This window comes from Cellulophaga baltica, assembly GCF_018861125.1.
GTDB lineage: Bacteria > Bacteroidota > Bacteroidia > Flavobacteriales > Flavobacteriaceae > Cellulophaga > Cellulophaga baltica_A.
Map to the genome: position 1 here is coordinate 125,047 of NZ_JAHKQN010000015.1, position 21,542 is coordinate 146,588.

General features: G+C 30.7%; 17 protein-coding genes. 9 read left to right on the forward strand and 8 right to left on the reverse strand.

Translation table 11 applies throughout. The features are described from left to right. Positions 1 to 23: 23 nt before the first annotated feature. The 3 genes from KO500_RS06740 to KO500_RS06750 are packed head-to-tail and all read right to left on the reverse strand — an operon-like array spanning position 24 to position 3,317. Positions 24 to 878, reverse strand: coding sequence for a transglutaminase-like domain-containing protein (locus KO500_RS06740; protein WP_215955757.1), 855 nt, complete (start codon positions 876 to 878; stop codon positions 24 to 26). A 21-nt stretch (positions 879 to 899) separates the two neighbouring features. Continuing rightward, positions 900 to 1,847: an alpha-E domain-containing protein gene (locus tag KO500_RS06745; RefSeq protein WP_215955758.1), complete on the reverse strand. Its 948-nt coding sequence runs from the start codon at positions 1,845 to 1,847 to the stop codon at positions 900 to 902. Positions 1,848 to 1,850: 3 nt separating this feature from the next. Then, positions 1,851 to 3,317 carry a circularly permuted type 2 ATP-grasp protein gene (locus KO500_RS06750; RefSeq protein ID WP_215955759.1) on the reverse strand — a complete coding sequence of 489 codons (1,467 nt, stop codon included), beginning with the start codon at positions 3,315 to 3,317 and terminating at the stop codon, positions 1,851 to 1,853. A 197-nt stretch (positions 3,318 to 3,514) separates the two neighbouring features. On the opposite strand from KO500_RS06750, the gene KO500_RS06755 reads away from it, so the two are divergent. Beyond that, a complete protein-coding gene (locus KO500_RS06755) occupies positions 3,515 to 5,911 on the forward strand; it encodes a zinc-dependent metalloprotease (RefSeq protein ID WP_215955760.1) in 2,397 nt (798 codons plus the stop codon). Between the two features lie 69 nt (positions 5,912 to 5,980). Here the strand turns inward: KO500_RS06755 and KO500_RS06760 are convergent, their stop codons facing one another. Next, on the reverse strand, positions 5,981 to 6,283 hold the full coding sequence (locus tag KO500_RS06760; RefSeq protein WP_215955761.1) for a YegP family protein: 303 nt from the start codon (positions 6,281 to 6,283) through the stop codon (positions 5,981 to 5,983). A 197-nt stretch (positions 6,284 to 6,480) separates the two neighbouring features. On the opposite strand from KO500_RS06760, the gene KO500_RS06765 reads away from it, so the two are divergent. Further along, positions 6,481 to 7,581, forward strand: a complete 1,101-nt coding sequence (locus tag KO500_RS06765; RefSeq protein ID WP_215955762.1) for an OmpA family protein — start codon at positions 6,481 to 6,483, stop codon at positions 7,579 to 7,581. Between the two features lie 426 nt (positions 7,582 to 8,007). On the opposite strand, the gene KO500_RS06770 is transcribed toward KO500_RS06765, so the two are convergent. After that, positions 8,008 to 8,463 carry a thioredoxin family protein gene (locus KO500_RS06770; RefSeq protein WP_215955763.1) on the reverse strand — a complete coding sequence of 152 codons (456 nt, stop codon included), beginning with the start codon at positions 8,461 to 8,463 and terminating at the stop codon, positions 8,008 to 8,010. 17 nt (positions 8,464 to 8,480) lie between these two features. Further along, on the reverse strand, positions 8,481 to 8,807 hold the full coding sequence (locus KO500_RS06775) for a YbaB/EbfC family nucleoid-associated protein (RefSeq protein WP_215955764.1): 327 nt from the start codon (positions 8,805 to 8,807) through the stop codon (positions 8,481 to 8,483). A gap of 67 nt (positions 8,808 to 8,874) precedes the next feature. On the opposite strand from KO500_RS06775, the gene KO500_RS06780 reads away from it, so the two are divergent. The 3 genes from KO500_RS06780 to KO500_RS06790 all read left to right on the forward strand — a co-directional run bounded on the left by KO500_RS06780 (position 8,875) and on the right by KO500_RS06790 (position 13,521). Further along, the gene (locus KO500_RS06780) at positions 8,875 to 11,013 is read left to right on the forward strand and encodes a S9 family peptidase (protein WP_215955765.1); all 2,139 of its coding nucleotides are present in this window, start codon (positions 8,875 to 8,877) and stop codon (positions 11,011 to 11,013) included. Positions 11,014 to 11,101: 88 nt separating this feature from the next. Continuing rightward, on the forward strand, positions 11,102 to 12,142 hold the full coding sequence (locus tag KO500_RS06785) for a PLP-dependent cysteine synthase family protein (protein ID WP_215955766.1): 1,041 nt from the start codon (positions 11,102 to 11,104) through the stop codon (positions 12,140 to 12,142). 119 nt (positions 12,143 to 12,261) lie between these two features. Further along, the gene (locus KO500_RS06790) at positions 12,262 to 13,521 is read left to right on the forward strand and encodes an aminotransferase class I/II-fold pyridoxal phosphate-dependent enzyme (protein ID WP_215955767.1); all 1,260 of its coding nucleotides are present in this window, start codon (positions 12,262 to 12,264) and stop codon (positions 13,519 to 13,521) included. A gap of 71 nt (positions 13,522 to 13,592) precedes the next feature. Here the strand turns inward: KO500_RS06790 and KO500_RS06795 are convergent, their stop codons facing one another. Both KO500_RS06795 and KO500_RS06800 read right to left on the reverse strand, forming a co-directional pair. Further along, positions 13,593 to 14,711 (reverse strand): GTP cyclohydrolase, encoded by a 1,119-nt coding sequence (locus tag KO500_RS06795; protein ID WP_215955768.1) that lies wholly within the window; start codon positions 14,709 to 14,711, stop codon positions 13,593 to 13,595. Positions 14,712 to 14,815: 104 nt separating this feature from the next. Then, a complete protein-coding gene (locus KO500_RS06800; protein ID WP_215955769.1) occupies positions 14,816 to 15,871 on the reverse strand; it encodes a transporter in 1,056 nt (351 codons plus the stop codon). 112 nt (positions 15,872 to 15,983) lie between these two features. Between KO500_RS06800 and KO500_RS06805 the strand changes: the two genes are divergently transcribed. The 4 genes from KO500_RS06805 (at position 15,984) to KO500_RS06820 (ending at position 21,502) form a co-directional block, all read left to right on the forward strand. Then, positions 15,984 to 16,247, forward strand: coding sequence for a DUF4834 family protein (locus KO500_RS06805; protein WP_215955770.1), 264 nt, complete (start codon positions 15,984 to 15,986; stop codon positions 16,245 to 16,247). Positions 16,248 to 16,332: 85 nt separating this feature from the next. Next, the gene (locus KO500_RS06810) at positions 16,333 to 18,771 is read left to right on the forward strand and encodes a YfhO family protein (protein ID WP_215955771.1); all 2,439 of its coding nucleotides are present in this window, start codon (positions 16,333 to 16,335) and stop codon (positions 18,769 to 18,771) included. Beyond that, positions 18,768 to 20,045: a glycosyltransferase family 4 protein gene (locus tag KO500_RS06815; RefSeq protein ID WP_215955772.1), complete on the forward strand. Its 1,278-nt coding sequence runs from the start codon at positions 18,768 to 18,770 to the stop codon at positions 20,043 to 20,045. The genes KO500_RS06810 and KO500_RS06815 overlap by 4 nt, the downstream gene beginning before the upstream one ends. Then, a complete protein-coding gene (locus KO500_RS06820) occupies positions 20,045 to 21,502 on the forward strand; it encodes an oligosaccharide flippase family protein (RefSeq protein WP_215955773.1) in 1,458 nt (485 codons plus the stop codon). The genes KO500_RS06815 and KO500_RS06820 overlap by 1 nt, the downstream gene beginning before the upstream one ends. The last annotated feature ends 40 nt before the right edge of the window (positions 21,503 to 21,542 follow it).

The following is a 21,542-nucleotide window of genomic DNA, read 5'->3' on the forward strand; positions in this document are numbered from 1 at the left end:
AAGTTAGTTAATGATAGAAAATTTTATTGTTGTTGACTAAGAACTTGAACTGTATGGCTAGTTTTATTTTTTCCTAAAGCAAAAACCACACCTTTTAAAGGTGCACAATCTTTATAATCTTTACCGTGGCAAACTTTAATATGGTTGCTATTTGTAAAAAGATTATTTGTAGGGTCAAAACCTACCCAACCTTTACTGGGTACGTAAGTTTCTGCCCAAGCATGCATTTGTGAATCTCCAAAATATCCGTTGCCTTGGTGTAAATAGCCAGAAACGTAGCGAGCTGGAATTTTGTTTAACCTTGCTATTGCACAAAATAGATGGGTGAAATCTTGGCAAACACCATGTTTAATTGTAATAACTTCATCTAAAGTAGAATTTACAGTAGTAGTGTTGGCTTTAAATTTGATATAATTAAAGACCCAACTATTTAAATTTTGTAAATTTTTTAAAACGGATAATGACCAATCAAATAAATACAAATTGCGGTCATTATTTTGTAACTGAGTGTAACTTGTAGTTTTTAAAAAAGATTCAAAATCTACTTTAAAATACAAACTATTTAAAATATTCATTTCTCGCTCAATCGTTAGTTTTGATTCAATTAGGTCAAGAGCTATTTCTTTTTTTTTAAGGGTAAAGCTTGCATAAAAATGAATTTCTTTAAATGCTTTTTTGGGAGTTACACGTATTGAGTTAAAACCATAGCCATTTATAGAAAATTCGTGCGGTATGTTTAACGAATTTTTAAATTCAACGGCTATTAATTCTTGTGTTTCATTTGTTTCAGGTTGTATTAAGAACTGCCAAAAAGCACTTTTGACCAAACTTTCGTAAGTATTGTTAGTGCAGTAATTTATGGTGTATTCTAAATACATATTTTGTAAATGATTTCACTTTTAATAATTAAAAAATTCCTTTTCCATTTTTAAGCTTATTTGCGACAAATCATCTAGTATTTTTTCTATAAATTTCTGAAAGTTTCCTTCAATATCTTCAATGTATTTATATTGAAACTCTGAACGCACCTTGCCAACCAAAAAGGCTGTAGATTTTTTATTGTATTTTGTAGTGTTGTCTAAAACTTTGATGAGAGTATATACTTCATTTAAGCAATTCATAATTGACCTCGGGCAATTAGGATTTAAAATTAAAAATTCTAAAGTAGTAACACTAGTTGGTGTTTTTTTGTACAATCTACGCATCATATCGTAAGACTCAGCACATTTTAAAAGTGTTGTCCATTCAAAACTTTTGCTAAATTTATCTGTATAACCTCCTTGTGAATTTAAGGCATCATTATACTTAGCATTAATAATACGTATTATTTGAGTAGCTCTTTCAACATTTATACCTAACATAATTATGGCATAAACTGGATCGTGTAACAGTGTTCCTCTAATTTTTCCTCTGATAATATCAGTAGTTTCCATAACATGAGTTGTAAAGTCATGCAATCCACTTTTTACAAAATTTTCAGGAGAATAATTTACAATATAATGGTAAAATTTGTTTAGTGCTTCGTATAGCTCTGTTGATATAAGATCTCTAGCACTATTGGCATTTTCCCTAGCATATTTTATATTGTTTATTATAGAATAAGGAGTCTCATGATCTAGACCTATTTTAAAAAGAATTTCATTTTCTTTTAGTATATTCTCTTCATCTTTTTCAGGATCACCAACCATAAACATCATAGACTTTAACACAAACTGTCTAGATTGTGATTTTTGATTAGGAGCATCTAATGAAGAAAAATAATTAACATTTAAGTATCTGGCTATGTGTTCAGAACGTTCGATATATCGACCCATCCAAAACAGGTTATTAGCAACTCTTGCAAGCATATATTATATAGATTTTAGTACCCAAGTATCTTTAGAACCACCACCTTGAGATGAATTAACAATTAAATTTCCTTTTTGAAGCGCAACACGTGTTAAGCCTCCTTTGAGTACAAATTCTTTATCTTTTCCAAGAACAGTAAATATTCTTAAATCTACATGTCGTTGTTCAAATTCTTCAGTTTCGTCAATATAAGTTGGGTGTACAGATAATGACATAATTGGTTGAGCTACATATTTTCTAGGATTAGCTTTTAATTGTTCTTTTGCTAACTCAATTTCTTTTTTACTTAATTTATTACCAATGAGAATTCCGTAACCACCAGCTTCATCAACAGGTTTAATAACCAATTCATGAACATGATCTAGTACATACTTTAATTCATCAGGTCTAGAACAGTGGTACGTATGTACGTTGTTTAATATAGGTTCTTCTTTTAAGTAGTACTTAATAATTTCGGGCATATAAGTGTAAATTGCTTTATCATCAGCCACGCCAGTACCAGGAGCATTAGCAAGCGTTACATTACCTTTTTTATATGCAGAAAATAATCCCGGAACACCTAAAACAGAATCGGCATTAAACTCAAGGGGATCTATAAATTGATCATCAACCCTTCTGTAAATAATATCTACTTTTTCAGGACCTTTTATTGTTTTCATATATACAAAATCGTTCTCAACAAATAAATCTCTGCCTTCCACTAATTCAACGCCCATGGTTTTAGCCAGGTATGAGTGTTCGTAAAAAGCAGAATTATACATACCTGGAGTAAGCACTACTGTATTGGGTATATCTACACCATGAGGTTTTACAGTCTCTAATAAGTCCAAAAGATTTTCGGCGTAATTTGTAACGCTATATGTTTGATAGTGGTTAAAAACACCAAATAAAGCCCTTTTTAACGCTGTTCTATTACAAATTACATAACTAACACCTGATGGGCACCTAATGTTATCTTCAAGAACATAATATTTACCGTCGTTATGTTTTATAATGTCAATACCAGATATATGATTATAAATACCTTCAGGTGGGTCTAAACCTTTCATCTGGTCTAAATAGTTGTCAGATGAGCTTATAAGTTCCATAGGTACGATACCGTCTTTAATTATATTTTTATCATGATATATGTCCCATAAAAATAAATTTAAAGCTTTACTTCTTTGAATAGACCCTTTTTCAATAATATCCCATTCTACTGGGTCAATGATTCTAGGAAAAAGATCAAAAGGAAAAATCTTCTCCTTTGTTTCTTTATCACCATAAACTTGAAAGGTGATGCCTTGATTAAAAAATGAAGCTTTGGCCTTAGAATTTAAGTTCACATAATCTTCAATAGAGTGTTCGCCATATAAACTGAAGAGTTTTTGGTAAACCTCTTTTACTTGTCCTTCGGAATCAAAAATTTCATCATATAATGCAGCATCTTTTTGGTAGGAGGAAAATATTTTATTTTCAATGTTTGTCATACAAAAAGTGTTTATGTTAATTTATTGATTTTTTGTGATTTAAACTGTTATAATTCGATAATAAACCAAGAAGTATTTTAGCTATTAAATAAAAATTCGCAGTAAAAATTAAGATTATGTATTTTTAAAGAGAAAATAGATTGATCTCACTTTTCTTTATTGAATTTATCTAAATTTAAAACAAAACTATTTGAAAAATGAAAACTATTAATTTAATATGCTGTGTGTTATATCTTAATATATTTACAGTAGCTGCTCAGTTTGCAGAAAACAGTAAAAACTATCAAAAATTTACGGGTTATTTTAATTTTTTTCATGACCAAAAAACTGATAAAATATATTTAGAAGTTGATAAGCTAAATTCAGAGTTTTTATATGTCTATGCATTGAGTAGCGGTATAGGTAGTAATGATATTGGTTTAGATAGAGGACAATTGGGTAATGAGCAAGTAGTTTACTTTAAAAAGGCAGGTAATAAATTGCTATTAGTGCAACCCAACTTAAAATATAGTGCCTTAACAGATAATAAGCTTGAAAAAAAATCAGTAGAGCAGGCCTTTGCAACTTCAGTTTTATATGGTTTTAAAATTGAAGATGAAAAAAATGGGACCTATATAATAGATATCACAGGTTTTTTAATGCAAGACGCACATGGTGTTTCTGGCAGATTGAAAAAAAGAAAACAAGGTTCATTTTCACTTGATAAATCTAAAAGTGCTGTAGACTTAGAACGTACTAAAGCATTTCCTAAAAATATTGAGATTGATTTAATGTTGACATTTAAAGGAGAGGGAATCGGAAGAGAGTTGAGATCTGTAGCTCCTAATCCAAATTTGGTTACAGTGTCACAGCATCACTCATTTATAGCATTACCAGATAGTGATTTTGAGATGAGGGCTTACGATCCGAGAAGTGGTTCTTATCCTTTTTCGTATTATGATTATTCTACGCCAGTTCAAGAACCAACATTACAGCAATTTATAAGAAGGCATCGTTTAAAAAAGAAAAATCCTGAAGCCAAAGTAAGTGAAGCTGTGGAACCTATTATTTATTATTTAGATAATGGTACGCCAGAACCGGTAAGAAGTGCCTTATTAGAAGGTGGAAAATGGTGGAATCAAGCTTTTGAAGCTATTGGTTATAAAAATGCTTTTCAATTAAAAATGTTACCTGATGATGCTGATCCTTTAGATTCTAGATACAATGTAATTCAGTGGGTGCATAGATCTACAAGAGGTTGGAGTTATGGGAGTAGTATTGTAGATCCCAGAACAGGAGAAATTATAAAAGGTCATGTAAGTTTAGGTAGTTTAAGAATTAGACAAGATTTTTTAATAGCACAGGCTTTAATGAATCAACCTTTTAAAAATCGTGATGATAATTATGAACCTATGTTGGCATTGGCTTTAGCTAGAATTAGGCAATTGTCTGCTCACGAAATTGGTCATACTTTAGGTTTTGCACATAATTTTGCGGCAAGTACAAACAATAGAGCATCGGTGATGGATTATCCGCACCCACAATTTTCTATTAAAAAAGGTAAAATTGATTTCTCAAATGCTTATGCTACAGGAATAGGTGAGTGGGATAAAGTTGCTGTGGCCTATTCATATTCTGATTTTACAAATGATAAAAATGAAAAAGTTGCATTAAATAAAATTTTAAAAGATGCTCAGGATAATAAACTAAGATACATAACGGATCAAGATTCAAGACCAAAAGGAATTACGAATGGTTTGAGTCACTTATGGGATAATGGTAAAAGTGCAACGGAAGAGCTAGAAGCTGTTTTAGATGTTAGAGCCCTTGCTATAAAAAACTTTTCGATTGATAATATAAAAACAGGGGAAACCTATTCTAATTTAGAAGATGTTTTTGTGCCTCTTTATTTATTTCATAGGTATCAAGTAGAAGCAACATCAAAATTAATAGGGGGTATAGATTTCAACTATGCAACTAAAGGTGATGACCAAACCGTCGTGAAGCCTATAGCAAGTAAAGTTCAAAAAGAAGCTTTAGAGAGTGTGTTAAAAACTTTAGATGCATCTGTAATTAAAATACCAAAAGATAAATTAGAATTATTTCCGCCAAGAGCATTTGGTAAACCTAGAACTAGAGAATCTTTTAAAAGTAAAACCGGAATTGCTTTTGATCCTATTTCTGCAGCAGAAACAGCTTCAGATTTAACACTAGAGTTTCTTTTGCATCCTGAGAGAGCATCAAATTTAATGTTGCAAAAAAGTTTAGATGATAAATTTATAGGGTTAGATGAGCTATTAACAGAAGTTGTAGATGCCACATTTAATAAGAAAGGTGCCGATAATTATTCAAAGGAGGTTCAATATGCAATTAATTATAGAGTTTTATATTATATAATGAATTTAGCAGTCAATAAAAAAGTACATGGTCAAGTAAATGCTATAGCTAACTTTAAACTTCAAGAATTAAAAAATAAGTATCAACAAAAGCAAGATGCATTTTCATTTGAAATTGTAAACAGAATTAAACAATTTCAAGAGCAACCTGAAAGCTTTAAAATTATACCTGTTGATAAAATACCAGATGGTTCACCAATTGGCATGGATTGTTATTAATTGATTTGAAGATAGAAAAGGAACAAAAGAAGGGTAATTGAGAAAAAAAGTAATTTGTAATTTGAAAGATTAGGGTTTAAAAGTACTTTTTAAATTCTTAATGCCATTTTCCATTCCAGCTTCAGAATTGTAATTATTTGACGTTCCAATTATTTTTCCTTGCTCGTTTTTTAAATTGAATAAAAAATCACCTTGGTTATTTGTTTTTCTTTCAAATTTAGAAGGGGTGTTTATTAAAGTTTGCAAATTAGATACAACAGAGTTAAGCTCATGTTTATTAGTAAAGCTAACACTCTTTAATAACGTTATCCCTTTTTCATTTTCAAGCTTAAATGAATACTCATTCAGGTTGTTGGTATTTAATTTTATCATGTATCTAAATTAATGAAAAATTAAGATATTTTTAATAAAAATATGTAAGAATAGTATTACCAATATGAACAAATGTGTATTTTGTCGATAATATATGCATTTTGTCGTAAAAAAGGATTAAGTTTTTATTAACAAATGAGTTTTTTGATTTATATCTATAAATTTGAGGTATAATAAACATAAAACACTGAATAAAAATGAAAAAATTAGTACTATTACTAGTTGTACTTGCATCACCATTTGTACGTGCACAAGATTTACCTTCAAACCCTGAGCCAGGAAAATGTTATGTACGCTGTACAACTCCAGACGTATATGTAAATGAGACAATTACAATTACAACAAAACCTGCTTATAGCGTTTTAAAAACTGCTCCAGCAACATTTAAAACTGTTACAGAAAGAGTAGAGGTAAAGGCTGCAGGAAAGAAATTAACTGTAATTCCTGAGAAATGGGGAACAGAAACTGTAACTTATACTTCTAAAGAGGGTGGGAACACAATTAGCATATCTCCAGCAACTTTCTCTCCATCATCAGAAACTATCGAGCTTAAGCCAGCTTATGCTCAATGGGAATTAGGTGCTGCTGCTCCTGATTGTGCTTCTGGTAACCCAGATGATTGTAGATACTGGTGTTATAAAGGATATCCTGCTGAATTTACAACTGTTTCAACTTCAGTTTTAGCTTCTGCAGCTTCTATTAGTAAAACACCAATCGGATCAAGAGATGCTTCTTACACAAAAAGAGTTTTAATTTCTCCAGCAACTGTTCAAGAAACTATTATTCCTGCTGAATACAAAGAAATTACTAAGACTGTTTTAGACAAAGATGCATACACTGTTGAAGAAACTATTCCTGCTGTAACCAAAAATGTTACAAGAGAAGTTTTAAAAGAAAAAGGTGGTTTAACAACTTGGAAAGAAGTTGAATGTTCATTGGTTGAATACCAAGCTTTACCTATCAACTGGAACTTAGGAAGTGCAACTTTAACTTCTGAAGCAAAAGGTATTATTGATAACAGATTAATGCCAGTTTTAGCTCAAAACCCAGGAGTAAAAGTTGAATTAGCTTCTCATACTGATGTAAGAGGTACTGCTAGCTCAAACAAAGATTTATCTGAAAGAAGAGCAAAAGCTGTTGCTGATTACTTAATCTCTAAAGGAGTTAACTCTAGTTTGTTAGTTGCTAACGGTTACGGTGAAACTAAAGTTAAAAACAGATGTAAAGAGGGTGTTACTTGTACTGAAAGAGAGCATTCTGTAAACAGAAGAACTGAATTTAGATTGATTAACAACTAATCAATAACAATAAAATTTCAAAAACCCCTTTTGATTAATCAAAAGGGGTTTTTGTTTTCAATATATAAATAAGAGAATAGCCTCTATATTATAAACAAGCACCTAATTTTTAGGTGCTTGTTTATTTTCTAAATAGTTATTTGCAATTTGTATTCATTGCAACGTCTTATTTATTGTGTAGATGAGTCATCGTAAAACACATTAAATATTTCAAAACCTCTTAAGGCCTCCTTTGGTATGCTGATAAATATACAGAACTCTTACTAGATACTAGAGGTTTATTAAAATATATTTTTTGCTAAAACTAAGTTTGTTTAACTATATTATTTAAGCATAAGAGTACATTTTAATTAGCTTCCAATTTTTTTAAACTAAAAATCCCTTTCGGACATTGTCAAAAAGGGATTTGATATTAAGTTAAAAATTTTATTTAGTATACTTTGATAAGAATTTTGTGTGGTATTGTATTTCACCATTCATACTGTAACCTGACATAGCACCTAATTCATTTCCTTTTTCATTGACAATCTTCATCATTGGAACACTTCCTCTTTTGTTGTATTTAGAAGCTAATTTTTTATTATCAGCCAATTGAGTAGCAGAAAGTAAATCTTTATTACGAGGTATATCTACATATAATAATATATATTCATCTGCGTAAGACTTAAATTTAGGTGTATCTAACAAATCTTTTTTTAATGCAACACATGGCGGACACCAGTCACTACCCGTAAAAAACATTAATATATTTTTATCATTCTTTTTAGCCTTTTTCATAGCCATGTCATAACTAGTAAGCCAATCATAACCGCTATCGTAATTTGTGTTTGATTGCGCTGTCAAAAAAACAGGAAATAGTAATAATAGTATTAACTTTTTCATCTTTTTAATGTTATTTATTATTTGAATAACGAATCCATTCCTGGAATATTGGGCATGCCCTCTTTGGCCACAGCACCAAGTTCTAGTTCGTTAACGTCTGTAGCTCTTTTAATGGCTTTGTTTAAAACCAAAATTAAATAATCTTCTAATTGCTCCTTATCGGCCAAAAGCTCGTCATCAATTTCTATATTTTTAACCTCTCTATTAGCCGTAATTGTAATTTTCAATTTATTATCACTTGAGCTTTCATCAACTAAAACAGTGTTAAGGCGTTTTTTAGTTGCTTCTACTTTTTCTTGGGTTTCTTTTAATTTACCCATCATGCCCATCATATCTCCAAACATAATTGTCTATATTTATTAAATGTTTATAATGTAAAATTAATAAATTCAATATTAAATAATGAATTTTATGACTTCACCATTTAAAAAAGGTTTTATTTTTCTATTAAGTCTTAGTTTTGCATCTTCTTGTAAAAGTGAAAAAAAAGATATGCCAGATAACAATTTACCTATAGCAAAAAAGGTGCCGAAAAAATTAGAAATTCATGGAGATACTAGAATTGATAATTATTATTGGTTGAATGATAGAGATAATGATGAGGTTATAGCATATCTCAATGAAGAAAAATCATATTACGATAAAATGACAGCACATACTGTTGGTTTTCAAGATTCACTTTTTGAGGAAATGAAATCTCGTATTAAAGAAGATGATTCTTCAGTGCCTTACAGGCAAAACGGATATTGGTATGAAACACGCTATGAAATAGGAAAAGAATACCCAATATACTCAAGAATAGAAGATAAAGCTGATGCAATATCACAAGAGTTGTTTGATTGTAATGAACTTGCAAAAGGGCATGAATATTTTAGTTTAGGAGGTATTGCAGTAAGTACCAATAATCAATTGGCTGTATTTGGAGTTGATACGGTTTCAAGGCGAGAATACACACTTAAAGTGAAAAACATATTTACGGGAGAGATTTTTGATGATGTTATTAAAAAAACCACTGGAGGTGCAGTATGGGCAAATGACAATAAAACATTTTTTTATACTAAAAAAGACCCTGTAACCTTACGTTCGGATAAAATTTATAAGCATGTATTAGGTACCCCTGTTGAAGATGATGTATTAATATATAATGAAGAAGATGAGACGTTTAATAGTTTTGTTTATAAAACAAAGTCAAAGAAATATATAGTTATAGGTTCTTCAAGTACGTTAACATCAGAATACAGATTTATAAAAGCCGACGAGCCAAATAGTGAATTTAAGGTGTTTTCAGCTCGTGAACGTGGTTTGGAGTACTCAATAGCACATTATGATGGTAGTTTTTATGTGTTGACGAATAAAGATAAGGCTACAAATTTTAAGCTGATGAAAACATCGGAAGAGGAAACGGCTTCAAAATACTGGAAAGAGTTTATTCCACATAGAGAAAAAGTTTTACTTGAAGATATTGAGATTTTTAAAAACTACTATGTTTTATCAGAACGTGAGAATGGTTTAAATAAGATTAAAATTGTTAAATGGAATGATAACAAAAGTTATTTTTTACCATTTGATAATGAGACGTATACGGCTTACGTAAGTACAAATCCTGATTTTGATACAGAAATACTTCGTTATGGTTACAATTCATTAACCACACCAAGTTCTGTTATTGATTTTAATATGACGACCTTAGAAAAAGAGATTAAAAAGGAGCAGGAAGTTTTAGGGGGTAAGTTTAATAAAGAAAACTACAAGTCCGAAAGAATCTGGGCAACAGCTCGTGATGGTGTAAAAATTCCAATGTCAGTTGTGTATCATAAAAATACTAAGCTAGATGGTAATAGTCCATTACTGCAATACGCCTATGGTTCATATGGTTATACGACAGATCCTTATTTTTCAACAGTAAGATTAAGTTTATTAGATCGTGGCTTTATTTATGTAATAGCACATGTTAGGGGTGGCGAGTATTTAGGTAGAAATTGGTATGAAGACGGTAAGCTTTTAAAAAAGCGAAATACCTTTACTGATTTTATTGATTGTTCAAAACACTTGATTGATAAAAATTATACGAGTGAAGAGCATTTGTATGCATTTGGCGGTTCTGCAGGTGGTTTATTAATGGGAGGAGTAGTTAATATGGCGCCGGAACTTTACAACGGTGTTATAGCTTCAGTTCCTTTTGTTGATGTTGTTACTACAATGTTAGATGATACCATACCGTTAACAACGGGTGAGTATGATGAATGGGGAAATCCTAATAATAAGGAATACTACGATTATATGAAGTCGTATTCTCCATATGACAATGTAGAAGCTAAAAAATACCCAAATATGTTAGTAATTACTGGTTTTCATGATTCACAAGTTCAATATTGGGAGCCTGCAAAGTGGGTAGCAAAGTTAAGAGATGTTAAAAAAGATGGACATAAACTACTGTTTGATATTAACATGGATGCAGGGCACGGTGGGGCTTCAGGGCGTTTTGAAGCCTTAAAAGAAGTGGCAAAAGAATATGCTTTTCTAATTGATTTGGAAAATAAAATAAATTAATCGAAAAAAATCTATAAATTTGTAACATATTATTACGATAAATTCAACGAAAATCGCGATAATTGTTTTTAAAACTTAGATCCAAAATATGGAAAATAAGATTGATGCTCACGACAATATTTTAGAGCTTATTGGTAACACACCATTAGTAAAATTAAATAGGGTAGCAGATTCATTAACTGGTAATTTTTACGCAAAAGTAGAAGCTTTTAATCCAGGACACTCTTCAAAAGATAGAATTGCTAATTATATTATTGAAGAAGCAGAACGTCAAGGTATTTTAAAAGAAGGAAGTACCATTATCGAAACAACATCAGGTAATACAGGGTTTAGTATTGCAATGGTAAGTATAATTAAAGGTTACGATTGTATTTTAGCTGTAAGCTCAAAATCATCACCAGATAAAATTGATATGTTACGTTCAATGGGAGCTAAAGTTTATGTGTGTCCGGCACATGTGGCACCAGAAGATCCAAGATCATATTATCAAGTAGCAAAAAGACTTCACGAAGAAACTAGCGATAGTATTTATATTAATCAATATTTTAATAAATTAAATACTGAAGCACATTATAAAACTACTGGTCCTGAAATTTGGAAACAAACTAATGGGCAAATAACGCATTTAGTCGCTTGTAGTGGAACAGGTGGGACAATTTCTGGTACTGCACAGTTTTTGAAAGAACAAAACCCTAATGTAAAAGTTATTGGTGTTGATGCTTATGGTTCTGTGATAAAAAAATATCATGAAACTAGAAAAATTGATACGAATGAGATTTACCCTTACCGTATTGAAGGTTTAGGTAAAAATTTAATTCCATCTTCAACAAATTTTGATGTGATTGATTCGTTTGTGAAAGTAACAGATGAAGAAAGTGCACATACGGCTCGTGAAATTTCACGAACTGAAGGTATGTTTGTTGGGTATACGAGTGGAGCTGTTTTACAAGCAGTAAAACAACTAAATGAAGCTGGTGAATTTACTAAATATAGCAATGTAGTCGTGATTTTCCCTGACCATGGTTCTCGTTATATGAGTAAAGTCTACAGTGATCAATGGATGACTGACCAAGGTTTTTTAAATAATAAAACAGAAGAAGCTGTTCAAGAGATACAGTTTATTAAATAAGTTTCAAAATTTTTTAATATTAAAGCAATGATAATTTTACATCATTGCTTTTTTTGTATTCATATTTTATGAATACAACCTAAAAATCTTTACTTTTGCCGAAAATCAATTTAGTTTAAATGAAAGATTTATTTGAAAGAATAATTGAGAATAAAGGACCATTAGGAAAATGGGCATCGCAAGCGGAAGGATATTTTGTATTTCCTAAGTTAGAAGGACCAATTTCTAATAGAATGAAATTCCAAGGAAAAGAAGTTCTAACATGGAGTATTAACGATTATTTAGGTCTTGCAAATTTACCTGAGATTAAAAAGGTAGATGGAGAAGCGGCTGCAGAATATGGTTCAGCATATCCTATGGGTGCGCGTATGATGAGTGGACACACTGAATTTCATGAACAATTAGAAAAAGAATTAGCTGCTTTTTCACAAAAAGAAGCTTCTTACCTTTTAAATTTTGGATACCAAGGTTTTATGTCTGTAATTGACGCATTGGTAACAAAAGATGATATTATTGTTTATGATGTAGACTGTCATGCATGTATTATTGATGGTGTACGTTTACACATGGGTAAGCGTTTTACTTTTACACATAACAATACTGAAAGCTTAGAGAAAAACTTAGAGCGTGCTAAAAAATTAGCAGATCAAACAGGTGGTGGTATTTTAGTTATTTCGGAAGGTGTTTTCGGAATGCGTGGTGAGCAAGGTATTTTGAAAGAAATAGTTGCGCTTAAGAAAAAATTTAATTTTAGATTATTAGTTGATGATGCTCACGGCTTTGGTACTTTAGGTAAAACTGGTGCTGGTGCAGGTGAGGAGCAAGGTGTTCAAGATGATATAGATGTTTACTTAGCAACTTTTGCTAAGTCTATGGCTAGTATAGGGGCATTTGTTGCTGCGGATCAAGAAATAATTGATTATTTGAAGTATAACTTACGTTCGCAAATGTTCGCAAAATCATTACCAATGGTTTATGTGAAAGGAGCATTAAAACGTTTAGATATGTTGCGTACAATGCCAGAGCTTAAAAATAAACTTTGGGAAAACGTAAATGCTTTACAAGGCGGACTTAAGGAAAGAGGTTTTGATATTGGTACAACTACAAGTTGTGTTACTCCTGTTTACTTAAATGGTAGTATTCCTGAAGCAATGGCTCTAGTTAAAGATTTACGCGAAAATCATGGTGTATTCTGTTCTATAGTTGTTTATCCGGTAATTCCTAAAGGATTAATACTATTACGTTTAATACCTACAGCTACACATACATTAGTTGATGTACAAGAAACTTTAGATGCTTTTTCTGCAATACGTGAGCGTTTAGAGAACGGTACTTATAAAAGACTTTCAGCAGCAGTAGCTGCGGCAATGGGGGAATAACTTCATTAGTCTACAATAAAAAAATCCCAAATTCTAATTTAGAATTTGGGATTTTTTAGTTTTGTTGTAATTTATAAATCTTTTCGGAATGTTTTTCTTCGTTTATAAATTTTAGGGTCAAAATTCTTCCATATCTGCTTAATAGCGGTGTTTTCTTCTAATTCAGGTGTTCTTACACAACTTTCAATTCCCATAGCGGTAAACGTATGGTAATATTGGCTGAACATTACTGCTGTAATACCTTTGTTTTGCCAATCAGGGTGTACGCCAATTAAGTAGAAGATTACTTCTTTACTCTTTTTCTTAGCGTTTAATAAATGAAAAAGACCAGTTGGGAATAATTTACCGTTTGCTTTTTGTAATGCTTTTGAGAACGAAGGCATAACAATACCAAAGGCTATTAATTTATTGTTTTCATCAACAACAAATTTTATGTATTCAGGATTTATAAAACTGATGTATTTTTTTTTAAAATAAGCTTTTTGAATTTCAGTAATGGGTACAAATGAAGATAATGATGCGTATGATTCATTAAATAAATCAAACATTTGATCAACCATTGGCATTAAATCTTTTGTTTTTCTGAAGTTTAAAGGTGTAACCTTGTATCTACGTTTCACTAAACTGCTTACTTTTTCAAAAAACTTAGGTTGAGCATTAGCAAATGGAAATCTATTTTCCATATATTCTTTCTCTTTGACGAATCCTAATTTTTCATAATGATTAACATAATACGAGTAGTTGTACCAAGTAACCATCGTGCCTATGTCTTCAAAACCTTCAGTTAATACACCAACTTTATCAAGATTAGAAAAACCAACAGGTCCTTCCATATATTCAAGATTTTTTTGTGTCCCAATTTCTTTTACTTTTTCAATTAAAGTTCTTGAAACCTCAAAATCATCGATAAAATCAAACCAACCAAAACGCATTTTAGATACTTTTTGTTGCTTAATTTCAATCCAGTTAACAATAGCAGCAATTCTGCCTACAATTTTACCATCTTTATAAGCTAAAAATAGTGATGCTTCAGCATCTTTAAATGCAGGGTTTTTGTCTTTATTAAAGGTTTCTAGCTCATCTTTAATAATAGGAGGAACCCAATAAGGAGAATCTTTATATAATGTAAATGGGAATTTTACAAACTTCTTTAAATCTGTAGCAGTTTTTACTTCCGTTACTTTAATCATGTGTTCTATTTTGAAAAATCAATATTAATAATATTAATCTACATCTTAAAACATGATTGCCGCTAAAATAGAATAAGGTGTTGTTAAATTTTATAAGCTAAATACTAAAAGTCAATGGTGCCACTTTCTTTTTGTTTCTTTTTCTCAGCTTTCTTGAGTTTTTTAAGTTGCTTTTTACTTGGGCCTAAATCAACATCTTCGGCACCACCATCTTTTTTCTTCTCCTTCTTAGTCTTCTTTTTCATGTCTTTACGACCAATTTGACCATTTTCCCCAGCTTTTTGCTCATCAATAGGGACAAGCTTATCTTTATGCATATCTAATCGGTATGATACTCCTAATTTACCGAATATACGAGTAGGAGTGTCTTTAAAGCTACCTCCAAAAGTAACATCGGCTTGTAAATTCTTTTTAAATAAGTGAGCAATACCTGTTCTATATAAAATATCAGCATAGCGATCACCTTTAATGCCTTGATTTTCAATAAAAACACTCCACTTAGGGTTTCTAAAAGCATGTGTTAATGAAACAATGTAACTTAATTCAGGGTCTTCAGTACCAATACGATCATAAGCAATGTTTGAAATAAATACAACTCTTGGTGATATTTTACTTTGTGTAGCAATCATAACTCTTGGAGCTACAATTCCTGCATCAGGATAATAAGGGTTATCACCAATAACAAAAGTCGCACCTGCGTAAATTGATACTGCTGGTATTAAATTTCTCCATTGAAATTTATGATTAGCTCTCCAACTTATTAAATTAGGTTTATTGCGTTCTGGATTTTTATACGGGTCGTAAACCAAATATTTTAATCCAATTCTATTTCTTGAAAAATCGGTGATACTATTGTTATAAATTGTATTGTCATATGAAAGTTCTTCTTTTTGAAAAGTACCTTCATAGTATATTTCTAAACTCTCAAATAAAAGTCCGTATCGTAAAGCAATATCGGTGCTTAATATATTGGAATCGCTTAATAATAAACTATGCTCTTGTTGCTCATAACCAATACCAAATTCTGCTTGAATCACGTTTTTACCTACTGCATAAGCGCTAACGGACTCTCCTGGTCTGTTTGAATTTATAACATCAGTGTATTGTGCTGATGCAATTATTGAGCATAGCAAAAAGGAAATATAGATTAGATTTTTCATAATTTATTGTTCGTAACCGTAGTGTTCATAACGGATTTATTATTATTTTAAGATATTTGGCCTTAATTTGCCATCTTATAATTGTACTTTTGATATTAATATTTAGAACGATATGGGTTTTTTAAGAACGATTTTAATCATACTATTAGTATATTTTTTGTTTAAAATATTACTGAAATTGTTTGCGCCTAAAATTTTAAATTACGCAGGTAAAAAAGCAGAGCAATATTTTAAAGAAAAGTTTGAAGGTTTTGGTCCTGAGCAACAGTCTCAAACCACACCTGAAGGTGACGTTATTATAGATACAAAAGAATCAAAAAAATCTAATTCTTCTAAAAAAGTAGGAGAGTATATAGATTTTGAAGAAATAGACTAACTTTTTATCATTTTACAACCAACCGAAATCATGAGCTACGTATTTTTACGAAGCTTTTAATAACAGAAAAACAGTATTGCCTCAAATGAACAATAATTTTAAAGTTTTTATAATTCATTTTTTTGCTATTGCCTTATTTATCATCACTGCTTTAGCATTTTTTACTCCAGTTTTACAAGGAAAAGTTATTTTTCAATCTGATATTGCTCAATACACTGGTATGGCAAAAGAGCAGACTGACTTTAAAAAGAAAACAGGTGATGAACCATATTGGACAAATAGTGCATTTGGTGGTATGCCAACGTTTCAATTAGGAGCACATTACCCTTATAATTACGTAAAAAAACTAGATTTAGCATTACGTTTTTTACCTCGCCCAGCAGATTATTTGTTTTTATATTTATTAGGGTTTTATATTTTATTAAGCTGTCTAAAAGTTGACTATAGGCTATCAATAATAGGTGCATTAGCATTTGGTTTTTCAACCTATTTGATTATTATTTTAGGCGTAGGACATAATGCAAAAGCACATGCAATAGCATATTTACCAATGCTTTTGGGTGGTATTTTACTAGTATTTAGAAAAAAATATATTTGGGGTTTTATACTTACTGCATTAGCAATGGCATTAGAGATAAATGCCAACCACTATCAAATGACCTATTATTTTATGCTTCTGGTGTTAATTTTAGGAATTGTTTATTTGGTAGAATCCATCAAAAAGAAAGAATTTAAACACTTTTTTATTTCAGTTGCGATTCTTTTAGCTGGAGTTTTATTGGGTATTGCTACAAATGCAACTAGTTTAATGGCAACGAAGGAGTACGCAGATTGGAGTACACGTGGTAAAAGTGAATTAACAATAACACCAGACGGTCAACCCAAAGAAAATACAGGAGGTTTAAGTAAAGAATATATCACGCAATACAGTTACGGAATAACAGAATCATTGAATTTATTTGTACCACGCTTATTTGGTGGTTCAAATAATGAAGATTTAGGAGAAAGTTCTAAAACCTTTGATTTTTTAGTAGAAAAAGGACTTTCAAAAACAAAAGCATTAGATTTTACTAGCGGAATGCCCTTGTACTGGGGAGATCAACCTGGTACATCAGCACCAGCTTATATTGGAGCAGTATTGTTCTTGCTTTTCTTTTTAGGTTTATTTTTAATTGAAAGTAATATAAAATGGTGGCTTTTAGGAGGCGTTATTATGTCATTGTTTTTGTCATGGGGTAAAAACTTTAGTTTACTAACAGATTTTATGATTGATTTCTTCCCTATGTATGATAAATTCAGGGCTGTATCATCAATACAAGTAATTTTAGAACTTTGTGTGCCAATTGTAGCAGTCTTAGCTTTAGCTGCTTTGTTTAATGATAAAATTGAAAAAGCTAAAAAAATTAAGGCCTTAAAAATTAGTTTTATTATAAGTGCAGGCGTTGGTGTTTTACTTTTACTAGCTAAAAGTTTATTCTTTTTTGAAGGAGCTAGTGATAGCTATTTAGAACAGAATTTTGGTAGAGAATTAATGACAATTATCCGCTTAGATAGAGAGGCGGTTTATATTAATGACACTCTAAGATCTCTAATTTTTGTTCTATTAACAGCAGTTGCAATTTGGTTTTTAATCAAAGAAAAATTAAATAAAAATTTGTTTGCCTTGGTAGTTGGTCTACTAATACTTTTTGATTTAGTAGGTGTAGATAAAAGGTATGTAAATGATGATGATTTTGTACGCCAACGTGCAATGATTGCACCATTTCCTGAAACTGCAATAGATAAACAAATTGCAGAAGACGAAGGTATATTTAGGGTTTATAACCCTTCTGAAGGTTTAAATGGAGCGAGTACTTCATATTACCATCAATCAATTGGAGGTTACCATGCGGCAAAGCCTGCAAAAATGCAAGATCTTTTTGATTTTCATATTTATAATGGAAATTTAAATGTATTGAACATGCTTAATGTTAAATACATTTATCAAAAAGACCAAGAGGGTAAAATATACCCTGCATTAAATAATGATGCCAATGGCAATGCTTGGTTTGTTGATAATTTACAAAGAGTGTACTCTGCTGACGAAGCTATTTCTTCATTGAAAGAAATAGATACTAAAACAACTGCTGTTATTGATGTTTCAAAATTTTCAGACGTAACAAATTTTTCTATTCAAAAAGATTCTCTAGCAACATTTAATTTAACAAGTTATAAGCCGAATCATTTAATTTATAATTCCAATAGTACTACTGAAGGTTTTGCTGTGTTTTCAGAAATGTATTACGCAAATGGTTGGAATGCTTATATAGATGGTAAATTAACACCTCATTATTGTGTTGATTATGCATTACGTGGATTAAAAGTTCCGGCGGGGAAGCATACAATTGATTTTAAATTCGAACCAAAGGTGATTCAAACAGGATCTACAGTGGTGCTTTCAAGTACAATACTTTTAGGGTTATTAATCATTGGTGCTTTTGGTTATACATTTTGGAGTTCTAGAAAAAAGGAAAACCAACAATGAAAAAAGTTTTAATCATTACCTATTACTGGCCTCCAGCAGGTGGCCCTGGTGTACAACGGTGGTTAAAATTTGTGAAATATTTACGTGATTTTGGTGTAGAACCTATTGTTTATATTCCTGAAAATCCAAATTATCCAATCATTGACGAAGCTTTTTTATATGAAATACCTGAAGTAGTAAAAATATACAAACAGCCAATTTTTGAGCCCTATAAATTAGCTTCAATATTCTCATCTAAGAAAACGAAACAGATTAGTTCTGGAATTATTCAGACAAAAAATCAATCTACTGCAGAGAAAATAATGCTTTGGATTCGTGGGAATGTATTTATACCTGATGCTCGTAAATACTGGATTAAACCTTCGATAAAGTTTCTAGAAACTATTATTGAAAAGGAAGCTGTTGAGACAATAATTACAACAGGACCTCCACATAGTGTACATTTAATTGGGCTAGGTTTAAAAAGAAAACTAACGCTTAATTGGTTGGCAGACTTTAGAGATCCTTGGACAACAATTGGGTATCACAAGAAATTGAAGCTTACTGCATCATCAGAAAAAAAACATAAAAACTTAGAACGTACTGTTTTAAATATGGCAGATAAAATTATTGTAACAAGTGCGACTACTAAGAGGGAGTTTAATGCAATAACTGCAAAGCCAATAGAGGTGATCACAAATGGATTTGACACAAATATAGCATCTACAGAAACATTTACTTTAGACACTGATTTTACTATATCACATATAGGGTCATTGCTTACAGGGCGTAACCCGAAGAATTTATGGAGAGTACTTTCTGAGTTAGCACATGAGAATAATGCTTTTAAAAATGCTTTAAAATTGAACTTAATAGGAGTTGTTAGTGATGATGTGCTTGAAACTATTAAAAACTTAGGTTTGGAACCCTTTGTTGAACTTTTAGGCTATGTTTCACATGAAAAAGCTTTAGTTTATCAAAAAAAAACTCAAATACTTTTATTGGCAGAAATAGATTCAGAAGAAACAAGTGGAATTATACCAGGTAAATTATTTGAATATATGGCATCTAAGCGACCAATTTTAGCTCTAGGACCTAAAAATTGGGAAGCTGGTAATATTGTGGTAGCTACGCAAACAGGTAATTTTTTCAATTATTCTGAAGAATCTGAATTAAAACAAGTAATTTTAAATTGGTTTAAACTTTACCAGAAAAATCAATTGACTGTAAATTCTAGAGGTATACAACAATACCATAGAAAAGAACTAACACAAAAACTAGCTAAGCTACTTTAATGGGAATTGTATTAAAACAGTCTCTGAATAATACCATCGTTACTTATTTAGGTTTTGGTGTTGGTGCTATTAACACCTTATTTTTGTACACACGTTTTTTATCTGATGAGTATTATGGGTTAGTATCTGTAATACTATCAGTAGCGACAGTGTTAATGCCTTTATTAGCTTTTGGTGTGCCTAATACTTTAGTTAAATATTTTAGTGATTTTAATGACGCTAAAACTAAAGACGGTTTTTTAACCTTAATGCTGATTTTACCACTATTTTTAATACTTCCAGTAGCTTTAGTTTCTTACTTTGCTTATGATGTTATTGGTAATTTTTTAGGAAAGGAAAATGCTATTGTAAAAGGTTACGTTTGGTATATTTTTATTATTGGTATGGCAATGGCTTATTTTGAAGTATTTTTTGCTTGGGCAAAAGTACAAATGAAATCAGTTTTTGGTAACTTTATGAAAGAAGTATTTGTACGGGTATGTATCACAATTCTTCTAATATTATTGCATTTTGAAATAATTACGATACCTAATTTTTTAATTGCATTAGTAATAGCATATGCTTTACGAATGTTAGTTATGAAAATTTACGCATTTAAATTACGTATGCCTAAGCTGAGTTTTAATTTTCCAAAAAATACAAAAGCAATACTTAGTTACAGTTCTTTAATAATTTTAGGAGGCTCAGCAGCAGTAATTTTATTAGAGGTTGATAAAGTGATGATTAACCAATTTATTGAGATTGAATATGTGGCTTATTACAGTGTAGCCATATATATTGCCACAGTAATATCGGTACCATCACGCGCAATGCATCAAATTACCTACCCATTAACAGCATCGTTGTTATCAACAAAAAATTATGTGGAATTAAAAGATTTATATCAAAGAAGTTCAGTAACCTTATTTATAATTTCAGGATTGATTTATATATTAATTTTATTAAACTTAGACCAGCTTTATTTGTTACTACCAAGCGAATATGGTGGTGGATTTATGGTTGTTTTTTTAATTGGTTTAGCAAAGGTATATGACGCTTTATTAGGGAATAATAATGCAATATTATATAATTCAGACTATTACAAAACACTATTAATAATGGGTATTTTATTGGCTGTTATAACCATACTTTTTAATTTAGTATTGATACCACAATTCGAATTAATAGGAGCTGCAATAGCTTCTTTTTTGGCAATTAGTATTTACAATACAATAAAAATAATATTTGTAAAAAAACGATTTGGAATTTTACCTTTTACTTCAGATATATTAGTGATAATAGCAGTTTTGCTTTTAATAGGGTTTGTTTTTTACTTTGTAAATTTCCCTTTTCATCCAATAATTAATATTGTAATTAAAAGTATATTAATTGTACTGGCTTATTTTTCTCTTATTTATAAGTTTAAGCTTTCTGATGATGTAAATATGATGATTGATATATTTATTAGAAAAAAATAATCCCATAGGAACAGGTTCACTATGGGATTAACAACCAATC